The following is a 24,138-nucleotide window of genomic DNA, read 5'->3' as shown; positions in this document are numbered from 1 at the left end:
TCGTAATGACAGGTGTTGATTTTATTTCACTACCTCAACCCATTGCCCTTTTATCAGCGCGTTAATGTTATTGTTATACATAGCCTCGCAATAGGCGGCCGGCAGGTAGTATTTACCAGCATAGGCAGCGTTCAGCATTACATAATAGGTTACCTCTTTGCCCTCGGCTAAGCTGAAATAGGTATTCACCCGGTCATCGCGGATGTCGCGGTAATCTGATGGTGAAGACTTAAACGCTTCATCATTATTCAGCATGCGGCTGTTCAATATCTCCCATCCCGATGGTAAGATCTGTGTCAGCGCCAAATTATCATACCTTCCACGTTTGCCCGGGTTTTTGATGGTTACTTGCGCCACAAAATCGCTGCCTTGTTTAAGGGATGTTGGGTCGATAGTTTTACCTCCAAGCGTAAAGTAAGCAATGCGCATCTGCATCACATCGGGGTTTACGTAGGTTTTAACATCCTGCCCGGATGAAGGCTGGCCTTGCTGGATCAGGCGAACATATAGTTTATTTGTGCCCGTATTCTTCATGGCAACCTTACCCCCGTTAGCCGCCAATTCCTGCTGCCACAAGTAAGAGGTTGCATTGATATTACCCTTTGCAGCACCTGCGTTATAGTTAAAGGATAGCTTGGCGCCGCTTTTATTTATACCGCAATACTCTGCTATCGAGATGAGCGAGTAGGCGGTTGTTTGCGTGCTGTACCAGCTGTCCTGCGATAGTTTGGCTGCTACCTGTCTCACCATAGCAGATGCTTTTTGCTGCTGATTAAGCTGAGTAAGGGTTTCTAATATCATGGCCTCGTCGCGCAGGTCAGATCCATAAGTACCATACATACTGCTGTAAGGTTTGATGGTTGTTGGCAAACCTGCTATCATACGTAAACCAATCTCTGGCTGACCTGCCAGTTTGTACGCAGCTGCCAATCGCCAGCGAGCTTCCACGCTGATGTATTGGTATTCGCGCAAGCGGTTCATAGCGCCTAACTCAGGTGAGCCTGATAGGGCCAATAAGTATAAGCGGTATGCCTGCACCAAATCGGTATAATAGTAATAACCATGAATATTGGTACGCGGATCCGGCGACCAGTTTACGGCTTTTTGTTTCTGGTATTTCTTCCATTCGTCAATAAATCCGGATGGCAGGCTATAGCCTTTAGCCTGCGCTGCCAATAAGAAGTGCCCGGCATAGTTGGTTCCCCATTCGTCGGCATTGCCACCGTCGGGCCAGTAACTAAGCCCGCCGCCTTGTACCCTAAAGCCATTTAGGCGGTTAATGGCAAGCTTAATGTTGCGTTCACTTTCGGCCTTTTGTCGTGGCGTGAGGTCAAGCAGCTGACCCAAATATAATTGAGGGAACGCTGCCGATATAGTTTGCTCCACACATCCATGCGGGTAGGCGATCAGGTAACCCAATCGCTTAGCCAAATTCAACGACGGAATGCTGGATACTTCAAGAGATGCTTTGTTGGTACCGTTTATGCCGATAGCATTGTAGGCGGTTGCATAGGTTTCTCCCGGTTTTAGTTCTTTCTCAAATAGGCGGGTTACCGGCGTATTTGGGTTACGTACATTCAGCTCCACATCATAAGCCGCGGTTTCATTACCTGCTTTAGCGATGATCTTCACTTTGCCCACGCCCACAAAATCTTTCACATTCAGGTCAAATGTTACCAGCTGATCGCCCGGTTTGGCAAATTTTACAACCTTAATATTATTGCTGCCCAAATTGCTGAAAGCGTTTGATTGTACCTGCACAGTTACCAATTTGATGTTGTTCTCCATCGCGAAAACGGTAACCGGCAACTGTACACTTTCCGACGGGCCAAGTACGCGAGGCAGGGTCGCCAGTATCATCAGCGGCTTTTTAACAGCTACGGCTTTTTCGGCTGTACCATAAGCGCCATTGTGGCCGGCAATAACCATCGCCTTAACCGAACCTACATACTGCGGCAGGGTAAATTGATGCGTTTGTTTATCGCCGCTGCCCAAATGGAACGGCCCCAGAAATTTCACCACCGGTTTAAAACGGTTAACCGTAACATTCTTATTTGTGCCATTTGTACCATCACCACCAATACTTAGGATGCGTTCCAGCCCGCCGCCAAAAGCGCCGATCACGTAGTCGAACAAGTCCCATGTTTTTACGCCCAATGCTTCGCGAGCGTAGAATGATCCATGCGGATCTGGTGTTTTATAGTTGGTGATATCCAGTAATCCTTCATCTACAATGGCAATGGTATAGGTCATTTCTTTGCCCGATGCTTCAGATACCGTTATGGCAGAAGTTGTTTCCGGCCTAATCTTATCCGGCATACTGATGATCGGTTTCAGGATTGTTTCCTGGTTGTCGACGTTTAGCGGGATAGCGCCATACATACGGATCGGCAAGTCGTTAACCGTTTGGGCATGGCGCTGCAGTAGCGTAACGTTCACAAAAACGTTTGGCGCCATGGTTTCGTCAATCTTAAAGCTATAGCGGGTTTCGCCTTTTTTGGTATTTATCCAAGTTGTTTTTAGCACTTTACTGCCGTTCTCAAAACTGATTAGCGCACGGCCATCGCCACCCGTAGGGATGGTTAGGGTTGCTTCTTCACCAACTTTGTAATTGGTTTTGTTGGATGTAAATGAAAGCATTGCCGCTTCGGTAGGGTCGGTATTCTGTAACCGTTCCGACCAGTTTGGCCAATCGGCATAAATTATTTTACCTGTACTGTGACCGGTTTGCGGGTCTTTAATACGGATAAGGTATCGGCCCCAATCTGCCTGGTTAATTTTTAGGTTCCATTTGCCTTTGCCGTTCTGTAATTGTACGGTTTCAGTTTTAATGAGCTTGTTGTAACGGTCTTGCGTAAAGTTGCTTAGTTCGTTACCGGTTTCGTCCCACCACCAGCGCCATTGTATTTTGTAAAGTTCCAGCTCAACACTGCGGCTGCCTGTAAAGCAAAGGCCTTTGGTGTCAACATCGGCAATCTCAATTACGTGGGTTTTATCGGTCACCAGCATGCCGCTCATGTCGCTGCCTTTTGGCGTTTTAATGCCCACGTAACCATCGTAAACGTTATATGGCATACTGGCCTGCTGCAAGCTAAAATTACCGCCCGGCTCAAATACTTTCACCACAAAGTTGGCTCGTAATTGTCCCGGCGCTTGTTTTTCTACATTAATGTTGGTGTTAACAGATGCCATGCCATTTTCGTTCAGCTTACCTTCAAAAACGGTTTGTGTTTGGGTGTTGAAGGCGAGGGTAGGGTCATCAAAATTATAATCTTCATAGCCCTTAAAGCTGGTTGTTTGTGATGACAGGAAAGCATCTACCTTGGCTTTTAAAATTTGCGCTAAACCCCCAAAGAGCCATTGCGCGCTTAATATGCCTTTAGTACCGCTGCCTTTGGTCAGTTCAGAAGCCCCGCCAAAATCAAGTTTTAATTTGAGGCGATTCGGCATAATGGTTTCCACCTTTATCTTCTTTTCGAAAGTTGCGCCACCCACTTTTACTCGTGCGTTCCAGTTACCTGTCGGGGAAGATGTTTCCGTAGCAACGTGGACGCTATAGAAACCATCCACAGAACTTGTGCGGGTAAGCTTTTGGTACAGTTGCCCGTTAGGATTGTACAATTCAAATTCAACCGGGTGATCTGCCGGCAGGGTTTTCAGTTTATCTTCCAGAATAAATGTCGTAAAGATAGAATCGCCGGGACGCCATACACCACGTTCGCCATAAAGGAAACCTTTTAAACCATTTTGCACTTGCTCGCCGCCTACATTAAAGCGGGAGAGCGGGAGGGAACTGCCGTCATCCAGTTTTAAATAACCACGTTCTTTGCCTTTTTTTGCTACCAATAAGTATGGTTTCCGTTTCATGCTGAAAGTAGCCATCCCGTCACCGTCAGATTTGGTCTTAAAGATCACCTGTTTTTGGTAATCCAGCAATTCCATTTCAACGCCGCTCATGGGCTCGGCACTCAGGATGTTAGTGACTGCGATGGTCATGATGTTATCGTTACCGCGTTTTGCTATCAGCCCAATGTTTGAAGCGATAATATTACGCGTGGCCCAGCGCTGCTTGCTAAAGTACGATTCGGTACATGGGTCGTTGCGTTCCTGCCAGTTGTAGCCTTCGGGATAATAGTTGTCATAACGCTTCCAAAATTCATCGTCCTCGTCGTTTATTTTACTCAGGTTATCACCGGTATATTCCCCGCCTTCATTGTCGTATTCGCCGTCACCCCTTTTGGCGACAAGTTTGCCCGCACTGCAGTTGTACAGCGAGTAATCTTTTCTGAACCCTATAATAACGCGGTAAATAGCGCCCGGCTCGGCACGCATCAACTGGTCAACATCCAGCATAAAGCGGTTCTTTTTGGTAAGGTTGAGGCCTTTATCGGTATCTAAACGGATAGTTTTCTGTACGATGGGTTTACCTACGTGGCGTAATTCGTAACCACCGTCAAAGCCATTATTCTGGAAATATTGCGGAACATTATTTTCGTAAATTTTGATGATGGTAACGTCAACGGCGTTAAGATTAACCGCTTCGAAAGGCATCATCAGTTTACCCAAATCTGGTAGGATCACGCCTTTGCCGGGGATAGTAACCGCCGGTTCGCGGTTCTCAAAAAATACGTTGGCTGTAAAGGCTGTTTTTATTTTGCGGTGGTAAATATCCTGCACACCTTCATTTACAAAAACGCTGAAGTTGCCTTGCATTCGCTCAGGAGCGTAAACTTTTACAATACTACCGTCGATAGTGTAGGCAAGGTCGGATGAATTGTTAATGCCGATCAATCCACTCAATTCCTGTCCAACCATAATAGGGTCCGAGAATTGGACGGACACATACTGGTCGTTATCCTGTACGGCTTTTATATCTATTACTTTAAACTCACCAAGAGCGGGCACGCGAAACTCCTGGTTGCCTTTTTTATCAATGTCCAATTTATCGCCATCCCAATTTACGGTAAGCGGTTTTGCCGTTGTGGTACGGGTTATTTTGGTGATGGTAAATTGATGAGATTTAGCTACCGAATTATGCTGCCAGCTTACTTTTACAGGACTATCATAATTTACGTCAAGCAGTTTTTCTACCGCCGACTGGTCTTCGCTATCAGCGGTCTGGATATTCCCTATCAGCTTCATGTTTTGGCCTGACGTGGCGCTTTCGCTTTGCAGGCCGGCGAACGTTATACTAAAATCTGGCTTAATGGTTTGGAAACCGAACTTAAAGTGCTCGAAATCGCCGTCTACTTTGATGATCTTACCGAGGTTAAAATTTGCGGTGTATTTTTTGTCGATATCCATTGCCGCTGCCGGGCGGAATTCGATGGTACGGTCGTCTATCCAGTAAGCTTTGCCTTTTACAGATGGCGAAAAATTGAAAATGCCTTCTTTCAGTTCCTCGTTTTGCGCGTGCGAAACCTGTACCTCGCCGGCCAGTTTGATGCGGATGGTGCTTTGTTTGGAGATAACCCCCGTGGTGTACGATTCGATGTATTTGCTAAACGCGGCATCAACCTTTAGCTGCTTGTTGCGCTGGTGTTGTCGTGCAAAAAAAATGACTAAAGCAATTAATATTAATGATACAGATACGATGATCTGTCCCCTTCGTGAACGAAAAAGGTTTGCAAAGTAATTCATAGACAGGCTGGTAAATTGCAATGAATTTATAAAAATTTTGGCAGATTAGCATATCCGGGAAAATATATTTGCTCACGTTATTGCGCCTTGAATTTGTCATGGGTAACATAGTGAAGCATATAACCGTGGGCCAATTCTTCGTTAGGTGTGGTAATGAGCAATATCAATTGTTAGGGGATGTCACGTTTTTCGTAATCTGTTTAATTTGTTTTGGCACTCAAGAGGGCTTCGCCGTTCTTTTCTCTCAAAAGAATGTAACCAAAGAAAAGTCGCGACTTGGTAACACCCTGATTTAAGTTGGTGCTTTATAGTTACAATGCTAACTGTGTGTTACGCTATGCCGCATTTTGAGGTTATTGTTCCGTTCAAAGGGCTCATAATCCTGCAACTAATTGTATGGCAAAGAAAATCCATTTAATCCTGCAAATCCCCTTAATCCCGGTTAGCTTTATCCAAACATTCCTGCAAAACCTTGGCGAATTGCTTATCATTTGGTGGGGCGAAGACGGTATTGTGTTCGCCGGGAATATCGTGAACGTTTACTCCTTTTAGGGCGAATGGTTTCCAGCCTAAAAATTTAAAATCTTTCATGTAAAAGGTTTTCTTTTTGGCCCGGAAAAGCTCAATGGTTACATCTACCGGCTCTAAAAGGTAATTCTTTTGCGCGGTAAGGCTCCTGTCGTGGATATCATCAGTGTAGGCTGAAAATCCTTCTTTTTTCTTAATTTTGTCGGGGAAGATATTCTTAAAGATCTTTTGAACCCTGCGTCCAACCTCGCGGCTTTTATATTCAACGGTGCGTTTTGGGTCTTGTAAAAATAATACAGGGGTATAGGCCACCTGTTTGATAAACAGCCAGCCGTTATCAATGGCACGCCTTAATGGCGAGTGGAATTTTTGGGTTTGATCCGCGTAGGTATCAAACATGGCCAGCATCTTTAATTCTTTACCCATAGCCAGCATTTGCTTGGCCATCTCATAGGCTATCAATCCGCCTAAAGAGTATCCCGCGACTGCATAAGGGCCAACCGGGTCATGGTTGATGATCTCTTCCACATAATTGGCAGCGATCTCTTCCATCACATCAAGCGGTTCATCAACGCCATTTAAACCTTTTGCCTGTAGGCCGTAAACAGGTTGCTCATCGTCCATATTCATGGCAAGCGCGTTAAATAAAAGCACATTTAAGCCAGCACCATGTACTATGTACAGCGGCATTTTGTTGCCTTGTGGCTTTATCGGGACTAACGAATCCCAAGTAATAGCCTCGGCATCGATCTCTAAACGGGCGGCCAGTTTTTCAACGGTCGAATATTCAAATAAGGTAGCCAGCGGTAAACGTTTGCCGGTTTCATGCTCTAAGCGGGCCATTATTTTAACGGCAATTAGCGAGCGGCCACCTAACTGGAAGAAATTATCGAAGATGCTTATTTTGTTAAGCCCCATCAGTTCTTCCCAAATATCAGTAACCAGTTTTTCGTTACTGGTACGCGGGGCAACATATTTATCGGAACGGTTTATATGGCTGTAATCTGGCTTTGGCAGGGCTTTGCGGTCTATTTTACCATTTGGTGTAGATGGGATAACATCCATCAGCACATAATCATCGGGCATCATATACTCAGGCAATACGGCAAGCAAGGCATCGTCCCATTTATCAAGGATGCTTTTTTCGGGGATGCCGGTTTTTCCCGATTCTAAAACTATGTAAGCCACCAACCGGGGGATACCCGGGGTGTCTTCGCGGGCAACAACAATGGCTTGTTTAATGCCTTCCTGTTTTCCCAGGTTGTGTTCTATTTCGCCAAGCTCAATACGGTAACCACGAACCTTCACCTGGTGGTCTATCCGGCCAAGATATACGATGTCGCCATCGGGTTTTAGCTTGGCTAAATCACCGGTACGGTAAATACTTTCACCGGGCGAAAAGGGGTTGTTTATAAAGCGTTCCGCGGTCAATTCGGGGCGGTTTAAATAGCCCCATGCTACGCCCACGCCACCAATAAAGATCTCGCCAATTTCGCCATTGGTGAGGTTGTTCTTTTCCTCATCAAGGATGTAGACCTGCGTATTATTAACAGGCCAGCCAATGGTAATATCATTAGGGTCGGTAACGTGTTTAATTACGGAATAGATGGTAGTTTCAGTAGGGCCATAAAGGTTCCAAAGTTCTTTACAAAGCGGGATCAGCTTTTCGGCCAGGTCCTTCGCTAATGCTTCGCCACCACAAAACACTTTCAAAGGTAGTGGTTCCGTCCAGCCAACCTCCAGCATCATGCGCCAGGTGTAAGGTGTGGCCTGCAGAATGCTAACGCTTTCGTTGCGAACGATATCCAGTAAAGCACGACCATCCTTTGCAGTAATAGAATCGGCCATGATGATCTGCGCGCCGCAGCATAAAGGCAGGTAAATATCTATACCTGCAATATCAAACGAAATGGTTGCAACAGCCAATGTGATATCTTTTGATGTGATGCCCGGTGTTTCTTGGAAACTGTACATCAGGTTCACCAAACTATGATGCGCTATTTGCACGCCCTTTGGCTTACCAGTAGAGCCTGATGTGTACAGCACGTAAGCCAGGTTTTGGCCGGTAACAGCTACTGTTGGATTTTCAACCGGATGGTTTTTTGATGCGGACAGTGCCTCTTCAATTAAAACCTCGGTGGTGTTTGATGCGAAGTGGCCTTTGTGTTTTGTGGATGTAATTAATATAGTTGCTGCTGAGTCATCGAGCATAAACTCGATGCGGTCTTTCGGGTACTCAGGATCAAGCGGTACGTATGCAGCGCCGCTTTTTAATACAGCTAAAAGTGCAATAACCAATTCGGTTGAACGGTCAAGCGCAATACCAATGATGTCGCCGATTTTAACGCCTTTGTTAATTAGTACCTGAGCCAGCTGGTTGGCAGTATTATTAAGTTGGGTATAGGTAAGCGAGGTATCATGAAACCTTAACGCAACGTTATCTGGATGCTTTGCAGCACTATCCTCGATAAGGCTGTGAAGCGGCTTATCTTTTGGGTAATCTACTGTCGTATTATTTAATACTACTTCCATATTTATTAAAACCCCAAAACTAAATTTATAAATCTATTGGTTAAAATTAACGCATCGGGCAGCAAATTCCCCATTTTTATACTGCTATTTCCGCAACCCTTGTACACTTATGTAATTAATTTGTGCCCGGGTTATGCGGGGTGTGAATAAATTTCTTGTTCGCACCCTTTAATTTGAACAGCAAGGCCAGCATCGCGAAAAATATCAACGGTATTTTAAGCATTGCGCCGAGCAATTTACTGTTAAAAAAATGACCTGGTACTGCAACTAATATACCAACGTAACATAAAGCTGTTGCGATAAGCCACATTTGCCAGCTTGGGCCTATACCCGGCGTTATTAACGATACCAATAGCATAAACGGCATTAACCCCAACATTAATATACGGGGCAAAATGGCGGTTTGGTAAATCTCGTTAAAGTAGTCGAAGTTACCACGGGCGAATAGTTCCGTAAAGCCTGTTAATCCATAAGTTTTAAACAAGTTAAACTGGGCAGATAACCAGCGGCGGCGTTGTTTTTTGAACACCTCGGGGTTGCTTACTTTTTCATCGTAAACAAAGGCCTTGTCGGCGTAAGCAACGTGGATCTTTTGGCGGGTAAGCACAAGGCCCATTTCTTTATCAAAACCACCAACGGCATCAATTTGCGCCATGGTTTCCTTAAATAATTTATACTCTAGCACCATACCAGAGCCTATAATGGCTGCCGATAGTTTGAATACCTGCTGCGCTTTGCGGAAGATATGGTTGTTGATCTCTTCGCTAATGGCATCTAATATGGCAACAGGGGTTTCAGTGTTTTTTGCTACGCGATGGCCTTGTATAACGCGGTTACCATTGTGCAGGTAATTGTTAATCTGGTGCAGGTAGTCGGGTGCGGCAACGTTGTCTATATCAAATACTACGGCGGCATCAAAGTCCTCGTGCGTGGCAGCTATGGCCGCGTGCAGAGCTTTAGATTTGGTACTGCTTTCGAACACAACCTCTACTACTTGTAAAGGCATCGTTTTTAGCTGCTCAATGGTTTCGGGCTGCATCGAATCTGCAATAACGCAAACGTGGAATTTATCTTTTGGGTAATCTATAGTCAAGGCCTGCGCGGCCGAACTTAGGATAATAGCATCCTCTTTGTAAGCGCAAATATAAATGACGAATTTACTGAACGATGTAGCGGCAGGAGGGGTTTTCTGTTTGACCAGTTTCCCTGAAACCGAAAATACAAACAAGTACAGACTGTAAACACCCAGGTAAATAAATAAGAGTGCAAAAATTAGCGAAAGAATAAATACGATGATACTCATGCTGTTTTAATGATAATTAAACTTCTGCCTTTTCTGTTTTAGTTTTTTCCAGTAAATGGCTCACAATGCTTTTTAATTCGGCATAACCTAAACTAAACATATCCCTAATGGTGAAATGTAAATGTTTTTTTAATGCCCAGTAACCAAATATCGCCCCGGAAAAGAAGGTGAATAATGATGCGATAGCAACGGCGTACAGGCTATGGAATATAAAGATCCCGATAAAATCGCCGGTTATGTTTACGATTAGCATCAAAATAACCTTTAACATGTTAAGGTGCGGTTTGTTGATGATGTCCAGTGTGATTCCAAAAAACCTGTCGATAGGCATCAGCATCACATAGCACATAAACAGTCGGAAAATATTTACGGCTTCGGTATCCTGGTATTGCTTGCCAAAAAGTATGGTTATAACCGGCCCTGCTATTAAAAAAGCAACAACCGCTATTGGTATAAGTGCTACGGTAAGCATCCCGGCATAGCGTTTCATGATATTTGCTACGTCGGTTTGGTTTCCTTTGTGTACCGCCGCAGATAACTCGGGCATCGCGGTAGCAACACCTGCACGCATAGGTATCTCAAAGATCTCCATTAAACGTTGCGGGATGTAGTAAACCGCCAGCAACGCCGGGTTAAACATTATTTTAATAATGAATGTATCTGAGCTGCGTAATAAGTACGAACTGATAGATGTCCCCACGCTAAATTTCCCAAAGTGGGCAAGTTTTCTTACGGTTTCTTTGGTACGATATTTTAGGGTACGGATCTTGGACCAACCATTAAAAATGGTGAACAATGATGTTACTGCACTACCTGCGAAATAGGCGTAAACCGCTGTTTGGAATGATAGCTTATGCAGAAAAATTAGTGTGAGTATCAGCACAAGGAACAAGCCTTGATTAATTACCTGTAAGATCAGCATCCTCCCAAACTTTTCTTCTGCCTGTAAAATGTACGAGGCAATGGTGGCAGGGAGTGTTGTCATATAAATAATGCCAAACCATTGTATGGTGGTTTCGGCATTTACACTTTTGCTCCGATAAACAAGGTAAACTATGGCATCAATCGCTACAAAAACGCCCGCCTGCATCAAGCCCACGTACCAAGCCGAACCCGCTACTTCAAATGCCTTTTTTTTGCTGGTACCCGCGTAAAACTTTATAAGGGATGTTTGTACAAAACCGTTTCTGAAAGTATCGGCTAATAAGATGGTGATTAGCAGAAATATGTAATTGCCAAAATCGGCCGCAGGTAGGTTATGCGCCATTAACGAGAGCACAAGCATCCCTATAACAGGCATGGCCGCACTTGTCGCTAACGATATGGTATGCTTATTTACAAGTTTTTTTAAGTTGGGCATATTGTTTTATACGGCTAAACACGGTCCCAAGTAGCGGTTTCAAAATTATATTTTTTTATAATTTTTGCCGGGTTACCCACCGCCACACAATATTCGGGTATATCCTTGGTAACCACACTGCCCGCGCCTATTACCGAGTGCTTACCAATAGTTACGCCGGCGGTAATAACGCTGTTGGCGCCTATCCAAACATCGTCGCAAACGGTAATTTGTTTGGTGACCACTTTTTGAAGGCGGGTTGACACTGTAACATCCTCAAAACCATGGTTAAGCCCCGATAGTACGATGTGCTGAGCCAAAGTAACGTAATTACCTAAAGTTACCGGGCCTATTAAAATATTGCTAAGGCCGATGCCGGTATGTTCGCCAATAATGATATCGCCAACACCGTTGTTTATTACTGCAAAATCTTCTATAACGCTGTATGCGCCAAGCTTAAAATGGTTAAAAGGAAAAATATCCAATCTGGAATAAAAACTAACTATCGATCTTTTACCACGCGTATGAATAAACGGGTTAACAAACCATTTTACCCACAACCTTGGTGCAGAGCGCCTCGATTGCACAATCATCCAATGTACAAAACTTTTTAAACGCGGGTTTGATTTTACTACTGTTAGTAACGACATCTATAATGTTTTCAGGCGCTTAATTCGGCGCGTTGTTTATCAGCTTGTTCTTTTTGCTCCTGCTTGTCTATCCGCAAGGTAACGCTTAGTAATGCACTTGCAAGATAAAATAAAATGTTTGACGGGTATTGCACTAATGCCTGCTGTGGATAATTACCAATATTAAACACAAATATGATCAATATCATGGCCAAACAGTAAATTTTAAGTTCGGGATTTTTGATGAGATAATAATTGTTGATCCCAGTTTTTAAGATCACAAACATCAGTAAGCAAAACAGTATCAAACCCACATAACCCATCTCTACAGCCACACGTACGTAACCACTATCGGGTGGGAACTTTGCCAGGAACGAGTTTGGCGCAAAACGCCTTCCCCAGATCCCTACCGACCCTAAACCGCCCCCAATAGGGTGAGAAAGTATATACGGTTTAATGCGCTTCTGGTTTTCGGCACGTACATTAAACGAGGCATCGTCTGATGGTTTAAAGGCCGTTTGAAAACGTTTGATGAACTGGTTGGATGTGGGCATAAATATCAGCCCCAACAAAACTACAGCAGCGCCAACAACAAACATCAATATCTTTTTATTAAAGTTGATAACGGCCAGCATCGCCAAAGCGGCCGGGGGCAACACGAATGCGCCACGAGTACCCGAGTACAGCATCACTAAAAAGAAGAATGGAATAGCGCAGGCAAGCAGCACCTTCTTGTACATTTTTATTTTGGTGAAGATGATGCACATACACAAAACTGCCGCAACCACCATATTGTATGAAAACGTGACCGGATCCGGGAAGATTGCAACCTTACGCAGGTGGCCGTTAATGTAAAGGAAACTTAAACGTAACGGGTCTGAATAGTACCAGGCTTTCTCGAACGGGAACAGGCCGAAATTCTCCTGTTGAAAACCTGAGATAGCCGACAGGAATGCAAGCCACAACCACATCTTCACCAGGAATTTAATTTGGGCCATGGTACGCACCTGGTACACAAAAATAAAGTACATCAGCATAATAAACCCAACGGTACGCACGGTATACACCCAAGCCAGTATTGATGGTGAAGCAGGATTAAGCACTTCTATAAAGTTGTACGCCAGCCAGGCCAGTATGAGGTAACTAATTGGGTTTTTAAAGTACGACCAATCCTTATCGTATTTAAATTTAAGCAGGAAGCCGAAGATAAGCAGATAAGTGATGGCATCAAGCAATATGCCGGTAGGGGTATCGGGTGGTAAAAACTCTGATACGTAATTTAGGAAGAACGATACCAACATAAGCACAGCAATACCAAATATGGGGTAGGCTACAATCCCCAATACCACAGGTATACCTATAAATACAGCTAACAAAGCACCGGCAGCCAATATGCCGAACTTGGAAATGGCTACAGCTATAACAATTGCTACAGGCAACAATATAAGAATAAGCTTTAACGTAGATACCTGGCCCGACAATAGCTTGCGGGAAAGGTTTAAGATAAAGTTATTTTGTGCCCGATTATGAAGCATTTTGATGCTTTTGGTTAGAAGAATAAAATTTTAACAGCCCAAACAAACACACTAACAAAAGCAAATGCTATGGCTACCTTGCGCGATTTTTGTTCGAGAGTGGTAAGGTCTTCAAAAACGTCGCCCTTTTTTTCTGTCGATTTTTTTCTCATTAGTAAAATGAATTAAAGGTTTACAGGGGCAAGTTTTGTCGGGTTTATTATTAAAACCTGTCCTTTTTAGGGTCGGTTTTATTTAACACCCAGCCGGCAAATTTACCATTCAGGTTACGAAGGTAATTTACATCATCTTTTTGCCATCTGGCAATACCTTTATTAGCCCCGTATACAGATACTACTTTGTTGGCAAACAATAACCATTCTTTTGATTTATTAAGTGATGACAGTGGCGGCGTCTCGATAATGATAATATCATACTTCATCTTCAACTCGTTAAACTTGCTACGGATGAAGTTTTCGTCGCTAATTTCAAGAAGGGTAACATCGCCGCCATGGTTGCCCATTACATTGGTGGTATTACTAAAGCTTTCGTAATTATCGGGATTGTTCTTAAAGTAATCTTCCAGGTATACCCGCGGACTTACCGTAGTGCTGATGGTTGGGTTATCAAAGTTACCATCAATCAATAATACCTTTTTATTGATCATGGAGTAAGAGTAAGCCAGACTGATAGCCAAAACCGTTTTACCCTCGTGGTTGGCAAGGCTGGTTACGCCTAATACTTTTTCGCCGCGCAGTTCCTGATCAACCTCAAAACGAATAGAGCGGATAAGTTCTTTAAATAAGCGCATTTTATCACGGTGCTCTACATCCCAAAGTTTCTTTAGATCAAGCGAACCCATTACGGTATTCAGGTGGCCCAATAGCGGCAGGTTGGTGCTTTTAACAAGGTCGCCCGGCTCTTTAATGGTATCATCCATAAAGAAGATCCCGAATAAGATGATCACACAGAACGCGAATGCAATAACACCACTCAGGATGATAAGCAACATTTTTTTAGAGGGCTCGGCAGCATCCGGAGTGGCAGGTTCTGCAAGGCGCAACCTTATAGAGAAGGTAGACTGCAGGTTGGTTTGGTTATACTTATTCAGTACGTCCAAGTATTCCTTACTGGCTATATCAATATCAAAATTGTAAGTTTTTACCGTAGCATCAAACGGTACAAGGCGATTAAACCTTGCGTTAAGCTCTTTTACCGCTTGATTTATAGATTGTATGCTATATTTGGCCAGATCACGGGTTACTTCAAGCGTAAGCTTTTGTTTAACAAGATCGTCCTTTGCATTTAAAGGGTTTATAATGTATTTATCCGACGTTTGGTTTATTTGGGCTGAAAGCTTGTTAGATAACGAATCGATACCTAGTTTAAGTTTAGGGTTAAAGCCGCTACGCACATACCTGTCAGTAAGTATATGAAGTTGATCTTGCGAGTTTAATACATCCTGGTTATACTTGCTTATGGTAGCTTCAATATATTGGCGATCACCGGGCTTAAACCTGTTGTTTATCTTTTGGATAGCACCGTTGTAAGAGGCTACATCTTTTTCGGCCTGCTGTTTACGGTCGTTATAAACAATGATCTGGTCGAAAAGTGATTTTGACTGCTCGTCGAGGTTTAGAATGCCGTTTTTGATTTTATAATCCTTTAGTTCGGCCGTTTTTTTGTTTAACGTGTCGCGTTTTTCGTCCAGCAATTTGGCCAGGTAATTAACCGCGTCCGTTTCGTTTTTTCTAACGGTTTTGGTATAATAATCTATAAATTGTGTACATAGCACATTTACAATAAATGCCGATAACTGAGGATTATCAGATTCATAGCTTGCTGTTATAAAGTCGCTATCCTCGGCACGTACCATATTGAGGTCCTTACGTAAAGATCGCTCATCATACTTCATCGAACGCAGCAGTTCATTCAAACCTTGTTCATCCTTATTGTAGTAGGATAAGGGCTGCATGGTTTTAAATTTATTGGTGAACAGTTCTACAGCATGTGCACGCGCGGCAGGATTCATGCTGTTAAATAACTTGCTATGCGGTTTAAAAGGTACACTATCAGTAAGATCGTGGATGATGAGTTTGTAAGATACCTGGTTAATGAGGGTTTTAAGTTTCATTATCTCTATTAGGTTGCTAAACTCGTGAGCTATCGATTGCTCTTTAGTAGCGCCGCTAGGGTCAGCATCAAGCAGGTGGCGCGATTGATCTACAATACCCGTGGCTATTTGCGCCGTTGATACGTATTTATCTGGCAGGTTTTTGACCAAGAAATAAGAGACGATGATTGTAACCAGCGGAATAATGATCAGCAGGTTCTTGTGCTTCCATAAAAGTTTTAAAAAGTCCCCTAACTCCATGCCTTATTTAACCTCTTCTAATTTAAAACCCAGCATTTCTTCAAGATTGGCTTTTGCCGTTAGCATTAGCAGTTCACTTTGTACTTTAAATGAATTTTGATTGTATAAGCTCGTTAAAGATTCGTTATAATCGTGAAAGGTGGTCTCACCTTTCTGAAACGTGTATTTTAATTGTTTAACTGCAATTTCGCCATCGGTAACCGCCCTTGAACGGTTGCGCAGATCTGCCTGTGCTTCAAGATATTGGAAGTAAAGGCGTTTTACTGTAGCCTCAACAGTTAGGTTATAGGTTTGCTGCTGGTACACGGCGATGTTTACATTCTCTTTTGCCACACGTGTAGCAAAAGGTTTAGATAATAACTGGCCAATATTCACCGAAACACCTATCTGGTAACCATTAAAAAATGTTGGGTTTACAACATTCAATGAATTTTTTGGACTATATATGTACGATGCTGTTATCGCATCCAGCCATAATACCTTTGATTGTGTAAGGCTTGCCTTGGCAGCGGCTATTTGTGCCTGTCGTACTTTTACCTCGGGGTAGTTCTTTTTTGCGGTGGCAATAAGCTTATCAAGGTATGGATAGTTTACCTCATTAACAAAGCTTTCCTGTGCGTGCAAAGCAACTGTGCTAAGTAAGAGGAGTATTAATATTTGTAGTTTTTTCAAGGTAGTGTTGATGTTTATTAAACTTTCTCTTTTTGGAACAAGGCAGGCACCGTGCCTATAATGATCTTTAAATCGAGCCATAACGAGTACTTCTGAGCGTAAAAATTATCAAGTTTTTTACGCTCCCGCTCACTCATATCTTCTTTTCCGCGTTTGCTTATCTGCCACAAACCTGTTAAACCTGCAGGGCCTAAAAAGCGCATCGACCATTCGTTTGATGTTAGCATCTCGGCTTCGTAAACCGGTAAAGGCCTGTTACCCACTACAGACATATCGCCCCTGATAATGTTAAACAGCTGTGGCAATTCATCTAAACTACTACCTCTTAAGAAACTACCCAATTTGGTTATGCGCGGGTCGTTCTTGATTTTTACGAACGCCGATTTTGATGCACCATCTTCTTCTGCTGCATACTGGTTATCTGTAACAGCCATTTGCGCTAAAAGTTGGTCGGCATCAGTACGCATACTGCGAAATTTATAAAAATCGAAAATCTTGTAGCCGGTACCCACACGTTTACTCTTATAAAATACGGGCCCTTTCGAATCGAGCTTTATCGCAATAGCAACGGCTGCCATAACCGGGATAAGGCAAACGAACATGCCGCCCGCTATGGCAAGGTCAATAAAGCGCTTGCCAAATGGCATCTTATAGGTGGTATCAACTTTTATAGATAACTCTTGCAAACGTGGTTTTATCAGCTTAAACTTTACCAGGAAATTTAGGCGTTCGCGAAGGTCTGATGTAGCGAAGGGGTAGGTGTAAAAATCATGCAGTTTCATTTGCATCGCTTTTTGCACCAATTTTTTATCCTTACGGGTAGATAGCATTACGATGATCAAACCGTTCATCAAAAAGTTTTGACGAAGGCGGTTAACCAATTCAAAGCATTGCTCGTCCTTATCAACCTCTACCAAAATAATATCGGGTATGGTTAATATGGATTGGTCGCCCATGTAATTCTCAAGATCCTGGAGGGTGTCGTTAAAAGCTATCGAAAAGTTTGCCAGGTCGTTAGCAATCAAGTCCTTCAATTCCAAACCGGCGTATGCAATCCTGATCTGGGAATGAGAATTTTCGTTCCAATCAGTTGCTGTCTTGTTCGTCATAAACTTTTAGGGCTTGGTTAATAGCGGTTTTTAGGCTGGTAGGGTTAAAAGGCTTGTGCATGTAAGCATCAACCTTAAACGGCATGTTGGCAACCTGCTCGTCAAGGTCATGGGCTGCCGAAAGCATAATAACAGGAATGTGGCGGTAAAAACCGCTTATTTTAACATTTTTCAGGAAAGATTGTCCATCAAAATAAGGCATCTGCAGATCAGAAATTATGAGTTTGGGCATGTTGCCATCTTCCAACCAGCTAAAGGCTTCAATACCGTTGTTTTTAACAACAATATCGTATTCTTTAGATAATATAAAGTTGAGCAGTTTTAAAATACTCAAATCGTCATCAACAATCAGTAAAGTTTTTTTCATGCCGATTAATCGTGGTTTCAGTTATAAATATGACATTTTAATATTAAAATACAATAAAAAATATCATGCCAATTATACCCCTTGCAGTTGTAAAACGGATCAAATATTTATATAACAGCTAACTACGTTGATTTTAATGAATCAGATTTTTATTTAAAAGTAGGTTAAAAAAATTGATACCGAATTAATTTCCCCAATTCGGGTAGTATTTGTTGACAAATACTGCCAATGTGGATTAATTTTCCAATATCTTCTGCTAAGTTTACGCACCAGTTTTAAATAGGTTTCAAGTGTATGCAAAAATATTTTGTTGGAATAGATTTAGGCACAGGTAGTACCAAAGCGGTAGCTATGGATGCCCTTGGTAATACACTTGCTACTGCACAAAGTTACTACCCAACAAGCAACCCACAACCCGGCTACAGCGAGCAAAATCCCGACCTGATCTGGCGAGCTTTTATCAATTGTATCAACAAAATAACCACCAATTTAAACGTTCCGCCTGCCGCTATAAGTTTTAGTAGTGCAATGCACAGCATTATGCCTGTTGATGAGCAGGGAAATGCCCTGACCGATGCCATGCTATGGTCTGATGCGCGTAGTGGGGACATAGCGCAAAAGATACGGGACAATGCCAATGGTGAGGACTTGTATAAGCATACCGGTACAGCTATTTACGCCATGTCGCCATTGTTCAAATTGATGTGGTTACGCGAAAATGACAAAGAATTTTTTAACAAGGCTTTTAAGTTTATATCCATAAAAGAATACGTTTGGTTTAAATTATTTGATGTTTTTGAAGTAGATTATTCCATAGCATCCGCCATGGGGATGTTTGATGTGCTGCAATTGAAATGGTACGATAAAGCGCTTGATTTGGCCGGCATCAGTTCTGCTAAACTATCAACGCCTGTTAATACCGATCATAAACGATATGTTGCTACCGTAGATAACCTGCCGGGCATCGATACTCAGACCGCGTTTATTATCGGCGCCAGCGATGGTTGCTGTGCAAACCTTGGTGGCAATGCCGTTAGGCCCGGGATAGGGGCGTTAACTATTGGTACCAGCGGTGCGGTTAGGGTGGGTAGCAAGGCCCCGGTTTATAATTATAAGGCGATGACCTTTAATTACCTGCTTAACGCCGATATCTTCATCTGCGGTGGTGCGGTCAACAACGGAGGGGCGGCGGTAGACTGGCTGCTGAAAGATTTCCTGAAACTGGAGCATGTATCTGATGAGAACTATAAATACCTTTTTAAAACTATAGATACTGTAAAGCCCGGCAGCGAGGGGCTGGTCTTTTTACCCTACCTGTATGGCGAACGTGCGCCTGTTTGGGATGCCAAAAGCTCGGGGGCGTTCATAAATATTAACATTAAGCATCAGCAGCAACACTTTTTAAGGGCTGCCCTAGAAGGGGTTTGCTTCGCACTAAATGATGTACTTAACGCGGTTGAAAACCCGGAAGAGCCCATTAAAGAGATTGTGATAAGTGGTGGGTTTATCACATCGGCAACCTGGGTGCAGATACTGGCAGATATTACCGGTAAAAAACTGGTGCTGCTACAAGGAGGAGATTCATCATCCGTAGGGGCGATTTATTTAGCGATGGAGGCTTTGGGGATTGACATAAGCCCTGTTATAAATAAAGAGGCGCAAGATAGGGTTGAGATTGAACCTAACGCAGAAGCGCATGTTATCTACAGTAAGATCTTCCCGATATATAAAAAGCTGTACAGCGACTTAAAATCATCCGTACATCAACTTTATGATCTAAATAATTAAAGGATCATTACTCCCGGTTTGTTCACCACGGGTAATTTAATAAAGTTATCATCTACAATACTTTCCGGCAAAAAAATGAACTTTTTATCGAAGATCTCACGGCCGATATAATAGCTTAACCAGTACTCATTGTTTAGTCCAAAAGTCTGTTCGTCTATCGGTTCAATAAGCTTAAAAGAGTTGGCTTCTATAATTGGGAACGAATGGCGGAGTACAGAAGTTTTAACCAATTCGCCATCCTTTTCGCCATAACCTTTCGAGGTTATCAGCACATTCTCTAACGGCACCTTTTTAAGATTAATAAGGTACACATACCAGATTTTACTTTCAGGATTTTCGCCTTCAAGGGCAACCGCAACCGCTATTTCTTTTACCACGTTAGGAGGAAGATCTTTTATCATTTTGTATTATGATGAGTGGTTGATTAAGTGAGTTGTGAATAGTTCTCAAATATCTAACCACTTTCCAATCACTCAATCAACCAATTACTTATTTTTTCTTAGCTACAGTTTTTTTCTTGGCCGGGGCTTTTTTAGCCGCGGGCTTAGCAGCCGGCGCAGCTTTACCGAAACGCCCCTTTTTAGCATCCTTAGGCATGGCATCGGCCAAAGCCTTGCACTGCTCATAGGTAAGCGTGGTTGGGTCGGTAATGTCTTTAGGTATTTTAACGTTTAGTTTGCCAAATTCAATATATGGTCCCCAACGCCCGTTCAAAACTTTTACGGTTTCATCCTCAGGGAACGACTTAATCAACCTTTCTGCATCTTTTTTACGTTTGGCTTCTATCAGTTCAATAGCCTGCTCTTCGGTAACGTCAAGCGGGTCAATTTCTTTCGGTACCGATACAAACGCGCTGTTATGGCTAATATACGGGCCAAAACGACCTATAGCTACCTTCATCACTTTGCCTTCGTAATCGCCCAGAATCTTTGGTAACTTGAAAAGTTCAAGCGCTTCTTCCAGGCTGATGGTTTCTATACTTTGACCTGTGCGCAAGCTTGCGTACAAAGGTTTTTCTTCACTTTCGTCGCTTGGGTTTTCGCCAACCTGCACAAACGGGCCGTAACGCCCAATCCGTACCGACATTTTTTTGCCGCTCTCTGGGTGTACGCCTAATTCGCGTTCGCCAGTGGCTTTATCTGCCGTTTCAATTGTGTTTTGTACATCCTTGTGGAACGGGTCATAAAACGTACGGATCATTTTTGTCCAGTCCTGTAATCCCTGGGCAATCTCATCAAATTGTTTCTCAACACCGGCGGTAAAGTTAAAATCAACAATACCTTTAAAATGCTGCACCAAAAAGTCGTTCACTACTGCGCCAATATCGGTAGGGAACAGTTTATTACGCTCGGCACCGGTATTTTCCGTTTTAGTTTCCTTACTGATGTTATCGCCTTTTAGCGTCAACACACGGAAGTTACGCTGACGGCCTTCACGTTCTTCCTTAACTACGTAACCGCGGTTTTGTATGGTAGATATGGTAGGGGCGTAGGTCGACGGTCGGCCTATACCTAATTCTTCTAATTTTTTCACCAAACTTGCCTCGGTGTAACGTGCAGGGGGGCGCGAATACCTTTCAGTAGCCGATAGTTCCTGCAGATCCAGTTTCTGGCCTTTGGTTAGTGGTGGCAATATGGCGTTCTCGCCATCTGCGGTTTGGTTGTCTTCGTCTTCGTCGCTGCTTTCCAGGTAAACTTTTAGGAATCCATCAAACTTCATTACTTCACCATTAGCAACCAGGTCTTCTTTCCGGGTTGAGATACTGATCTTGGCAACGGTTTTTTCAAACTGTGCTTCGCTCATTTGCGATGCTATGGCACGTTTCCAGATCAGCTCATATAGGCGCTTCTCGTTACTTTCACCGTCAATAGTATGGTTATTAAAGTACGTAGGGCGAATGGCCTCGTGAGCCTCCTGTGCGCTGGCGTTCTTAGTTTTATATTTACGGTGCTGATGGTATTTATCACCATAAGCAGATGTGATCTCCTGTTGCGCGGCGTTCAAAGCGGTATCGCTCAGGTTTAATGAATCGGTACGCATATAGGTAATGTAACCAGATTCGTATAAACGTTGCGCAACCTGCATCGTACGCGCCACAGAATAACCCAACTTACGGCTGGCTTCCTGTTGTAGGGTAGATGTAGTGAATGGCGCGGCAGGTGAACGTTTGGTTGGCCTGGTCTCTAAAGATTTAATCTCGAAGATGGCTTGTATACAATCCTGTAAAAACTTCTCTGCATCTTCCTGCTTGGTAAAACGCTCGGGCAGTTCAGCTTTAAAAGCATCACGGCCTTTACCAAATAAGGCTACAATTTTAAAAGCGGCCTCGGCAGTAAATTTATTTACCTCGCGTTCGCGGTCAACAATCAACCTTACGGCTACCGACTGTACACGGCCGGCGGAAAGTGACGGTTTAACCTTTTTCCATAACACGGGCGAAAGCTCAAAACCTACCAAACGGTCTAAAACGCGGCGGGCTTGTTGGGCATTTACCAGGTTATAATCTATTTTACGAGGATTTTCAATGGCCTTCATAATAGCCGGTTTTGTGATCTCATGGAAAACAATACGGCGGGTATCGGGCTCTTTTAATCCTAAAGTTTCAAACAAATGCCATGATATGGCCTCTCCCTCTCGGTCTTCATCGGACGCGAGCCATACAATGTCTGCCTCTTTAGCTAATTTCTTTAATTCGCTCACTATGTGCTTCTTATCGGCAGGTACTTCGTATCGCTGACTGAAGTTGTTGTTGATATCAATGGCATCTTCAGACTTCACCAGGTCGCGGATATGCCCGTAACTTGATTTTACGGTAAAGTCCTTGCCCAAGTAACCTTCAATGGTTTTAGCTTTCGCCGGTGATTCAACTATGAGTAAATTTTTAGCCATTTAAGCGGATGTTTTTTTGCAAAGAAAACATAAAAAGCGTTAGAAACGCAAATTTGTTTTTTTGTGATGGAATTATTTTAGTATATAAAGTAGTGGTGAAAATATTTTAATGTGGACTATCTGCTATTTAAAAAACACCCGTCATTACGAAGTACGAAGCAATCTCTACATAGGCAAAGCCGCTCTGTAGAGCAAAGAGATTGCTTGGTACCCTGCAATGACGCGCGAAGAAAAAGTAATCTTTTACAATAATTCTATATCAAAAACCCTCCCCCCAACAAGTCGTTGCCTTCGTAAAATACTGCCGACTGGCCCGGCGCGATGCCCGATACCATGTGGTCGAAAGATACTTTCATGTGGTCGCCAATTTGTACGATCTTGCTTTCGGTACCTGCATCCTTGTAACGGATCTTGGTAACGGCATCGATAGGTTCTTTTATGCTTTCGTATTTAACCAGGTTAAGGTTACGTACCCAAGCTTCTTTCTTTTCCAGTTCTTCTATGGTACCCAAAACAACCTTATTAGTTTCCGGCTGAATTTTAGTCACGAACATCGGCATACCCAAAGCAATACCCAGGCCTTTACGCTGGCCTATGGTATAATAAGGATATCCCAAGTGTTTACCAACAACAGTTCCGTTACTTAAAATAAAATCACCTGGGCCAACACGCACGTCTAGGTCTTCAACTTTATGGCGCAGGAATGCGCGGTAATCGTTATCCGGTACAAAGCAAATTTCGTAGCTCTCGCTTTTGCCCGCCAGTTCCAGCTGGCCCATATCAACGGCCATCTGTCTGATCTCCGGCTTAGAGAAACTGCCCAAAGGGAATTTGGTACGCGCAAGGTTTTGTTGCGACACGCCCCAAAGCACGTATGATTGATCTTTATTCTCGTCTTTACCTTTTGATATTACGTAACGGCCGTTGTCCTGCTCGCGGATGTTGGCATAGTGGCCTGTTGCTATAAATTCACAATCCAGTTTATCGGCACGTTTTAAAAGGGCTTCCCATTTAATGTGGGTGTTGCACAGCACGCATGGGTTAGGGGTACGGCCGGCAAGATATTCGTCAACAAAGTTATCGATCACAAAATCGCCAAACTCGTTCCGAATATCCAGTATATAATGCGGAAAACCATAGCCAACGGCCAAGGCACGCGCATCATTAATACTGTCCAGACTGCAGCAGCCGGTTTCTTTAGAGCTGCCACCGCTTGCGGCGTAGTCCCAGGTTTTCATGGTAAGGCCAATAACTTCGTAGCCCTGTTCATGCAACATTACTGCTGCTACAGAACTATCAACGCCACCACTCATTGCCACTAAGATCCTACCGTGCTTACTCATATTGGCTGTAAAGATATGGTTTTACCCTTTATGGTGTTTATAGCTTGGGTCAGGGTAGGGTAAAATGAGTTGGGAGGGAATATCGAATGATGAATGTTGAACGTCAAATGA

15 protein-coding genes are annotated in these 24,138 nt (G+C 43.3%); 1 reads left to right on the top strand and 14 read right to left on the bottom strand.

Annotated elements, in window-relative coordinates:
• Positions 1–21: 21 nt before the first annotated feature.
• The 11 genes from NAF17_RS06625 to NAF17_RS06575 form a co-directional block, all read right to left on the bottom strand.
• Positions 22–5,640 (bottom strand): alpha-2-macroglobulin family protein, encoded by a 5,619-nt coding sequence (locus tag NAF17_RS06625; RefSeq protein WP_252757192.1) that lies wholly within the window; start codon positions 5,638–5,640, stop codon positions 22–24.
• A gap of 432 nt (positions 5,641–6,072) precedes the next feature.
• Entirely contained in the window at positions 6,073–8,700 is a 2,628-nt protein-coding gene (locus NAF17_RS06620) for a non-ribosomal peptide synthetase (protein ID WP_252757191.1), read from the bottom strand.
• 115 nt (positions 8,701–8,815) lie between these two features.
• The gene (locus NAF17_RS06615) at positions 8,816–10,003 is read right to left on the bottom strand and encodes a glycosyltransferase family 2 protein (RefSeq protein ID WP_252757190.1); all 1,188 of its coding nucleotides are present in this window, start codon (positions 10,001–10,003) and stop codon (positions 8,816–8,818) included.
• 16 nt (positions 10,004–10,019) lie between these two features.
• Complete coding sequence (locus tag NAF17_RS06610) at positions 10,020–11,363, bottom strand: oligosaccharide flippase family protein (protein ID WP_252757189.1); 1,344 nt, start codon at positions 11,361–11,363, stop codon at positions 10,020–10,022.
• Positions 11,364–11,377: 14 nt separating this feature from the next.
• On the bottom strand, positions 11,378–11,992 hold the full coding sequence (locus NAF17_RS18190) for an acyltransferase (protein ID WP_305884164.1): 615 nt from the start codon (positions 11,990–11,992) through the stop codon (positions 11,378–11,380).
• A gap of 11 nt (positions 11,993–12,003) precedes the next feature.
• Positions 12,004–13,506 carry an O-antigen ligase family protein gene (locus NAF17_RS06600; protein ID WP_252757188.1) on the bottom strand — a complete coding sequence of 501 codons (1,503 nt, stop codon included), beginning with the start codon at positions 13,504–13,506 and terminating at the stop codon, positions 12,004–12,006.
• A 14-nt stretch (positions 13,507–13,520) separates the two neighbouring features.
• On the bottom strand, positions 13,521–13,658 hold the full coding sequence (locus NAF17_RS06595; RefSeq protein ID WP_252757187.1) for a hypothetical protein: 138 nt from the start codon (positions 13,656–13,658) through the stop codon (positions 13,521–13,523).
• A 50-nt stretch (positions 13,659–13,708) separates the two neighbouring features.
• Positions 13,709–15,859, bottom strand: coding sequence for an exopolysaccharide transport family protein (locus tag NAF17_RS06590; protein ID WP_252757186.1), 2,151 nt, complete (start codon positions 15,857–15,859; stop codon positions 13,709–13,711).
• Positions 15,860–15,862: 3 nt separating this feature from the next.
• Positions 15,863–16,531: a TolC family protein gene (locus NAF17_RS06585; RefSeq protein ID WP_252757185.1), complete on the bottom strand. Its 669-nt coding sequence runs from the start codon at positions 16,529–16,531 to the stop codon at positions 15,863–15,865.
• 17 nt (positions 16,532–16,548) lie between these two features.
• Complete coding sequence (locus NAF17_RS06580; RefSeq protein ID WP_252757184.1) at positions 16,549–17,640, bottom strand: sugar transferase; 1,092 nt, start codon at positions 17,638–17,640, stop codon at positions 16,549–16,551.
• On the bottom strand, positions 17,618–18,007 hold the full coding sequence (locus tag NAF17_RS06575) for a response regulator (RefSeq protein WP_252757183.1): 390 nt from the start codon (positions 18,005–18,007) through the stop codon (positions 17,618–17,620). The genes NAF17_RS06580 and NAF17_RS06575 overlap by 23 nt, the downstream gene beginning before the upstream one ends.
• A 294-nt stretch (positions 18,008–18,301) precedes the next feature.
• Here NAF17_RS06575 and NAF17_RS06570 point away from each other — a divergent pair, with 294 nt between their 5' ends.
• Positions 18,302–19,795, top strand: coding sequence for a gluconokinase (locus tag NAF17_RS06570; protein ID WP_252757182.1), 1,494 nt, complete (start codon positions 18,302–18,304; stop codon positions 19,793–19,795).
• On the opposite strand, the gene NAF17_RS06565 is transcribed toward NAF17_RS06570, so the two are convergent.
• The 3 genes from NAF17_RS06565 to mnmA all read right to left on the bottom strand — a co-directional run bounded on the left by NAF17_RS06565 (position 19,792) and on the right by mnmA (position 24,027).
• Entirely contained in the window at positions 19,792–20,196 is a 405-nt protein-coding gene (locus tag NAF17_RS06565; RefSeq protein ID WP_252757181.1) for a hypothetical protein, read from the bottom strand. The two genes, NAF17_RS06570 and NAF17_RS06565, sit on opposite strands and share 4 nt — an antisense overlap.
• A gap of 88 nt (positions 20,197–20,284) precedes the next feature.
• Positions 20,285–22,684 (bottom strand): type I DNA topoisomerase, encoded by a 2,400-nt coding sequence (gene topA / locus NAF17_RS06560; protein ID WP_252757180.1) that lies wholly within the window; start codon positions 22,682–22,684, stop codon positions 20,285–20,287.
• Positions 22,685–22,938: 254 nt separating this feature from the next.
• Complete coding sequence (mnmA, locus tag NAF17_RS06555; RefSeq protein ID WP_252757179.1) at positions 22,939–24,027, bottom strand: tRNA 2-thiouridine(34) synthase MnmA; 1,089 nt, start codon at positions 24,025–24,027, stop codon at positions 22,939–22,941.
• Positions 24,028–24,138: the final 111 nt, after the last annotated feature.

It is taken from the genome of Mucilaginibacter aurantiaciroseus, assembly GCF_024055595.1.
Classification (GTDB): Bacteria; Bacteroidota; Bacteroidia; order Sphingobacteriales; family Sphingobacteriaceae; genus Mucilaginibacter; species Mucilaginibacter aurantiaciroseus.
This window is presented reverse-complemented; position numbering and strand designations above follow the sequence as displayed.

Excerpts from the sequence above, each read along its gene's own strand:
- NAF17_RS06625 (WP_252757192.1), bottom strand. The coding sequence starts at position 5,640 with ATGAATTACTTTGCAAACCTTTTTCGTTCACGAAGGGGACAGATCATC.
- NAF17_RS06620 (WP_252757191.1), bottom strand. The coding sequence starts at position 8,700 with ATGGAAGTAGTATTAAATAATACGACAGTAGATTACCCAAAAGATAAG.
- NAF17_RS06615 (WP_252757190.1), bottom strand. The coding sequence starts at position 10,003 with ATGAGTATCATCGTATTTATTCTTTCGCTAATTTTTGCACTCTTATTT.
- NAF17_RS06610 (WP_252757189.1), bottom strand. The coding sequence starts at position 11,363 with ATGCCCAACTTAAAAAAACTTGTAAATAAGCATACCATATCGTTAGCG.
- NAF17_RS18190 (WP_305884164.1), bottom strand. The coding sequence starts at position 11,992 with ATGTCGTTACTAACAGTAGTAAAATCAAACCCGCGTTTAAAAAGTTTT.
- NAF17_RS06600 (WP_252757188.1), bottom strand. The coding sequence starts at position 13,506 with ATGCTTCATAATCGGGCACAAAATAACTTTATCTTAAACCTTTCCCGC.
- NAF17_RS06595 (WP_252757187.1), bottom strand. The coding sequence starts at position 13,658 with ATGAGAAAAAAATCGACAGAAAAAAAGGGCGACGTTTTTGAAGACCTT.
- NAF17_RS06590 (WP_252757186.1), bottom strand. The coding sequence starts at position 15,859 with ATGGAGTTAGGGGACTTTTTAAAACTTTTATGGAAGCACAAGAACCTG.
- NAF17_RS06580 (WP_252757184.1), bottom strand. The coding sequence starts at position 17,640 with ATGACGAACAAGACAGCAACTGATTGGAACGAAAATTCTCATTCCCAG.
- NAF17_RS06575 (WP_252757183.1), bottom strand. The coding sequence starts at position 18,007 with ATGAAAAAAACTTTACTGATTGTTGATGACGATTTGAGTATTTTAAAA.
- NAF17_RS06570 (WP_252757182.1), top strand. The coding sequence starts at position 18,302 with ATGCAAAAATATTTTGTTGGAATAGATTTAGGCACAGGTAGTACCAAA.
- NAF17_RS06565 (WP_252757181.1), bottom strand. The coding sequence starts at position 20,196 with ATGATAAAAGATCTTCCTCCTAACGTGGTAAAAGAAATAGCGGTTGCG.
- topA (WP_252757180.1), bottom strand. The coding sequence starts at position 22,684 with ATGGCTAAAAATTTACTCATAGTTGAATCACCGGCGAAAGCTAAAACC.
- mnmA (WP_252757179.1), bottom strand. The coding sequence starts at position 24,027 with ATGAGTAAGCACGGTAGGATCTTAGTGGCAATGAGTGGTGGCGTTGAT.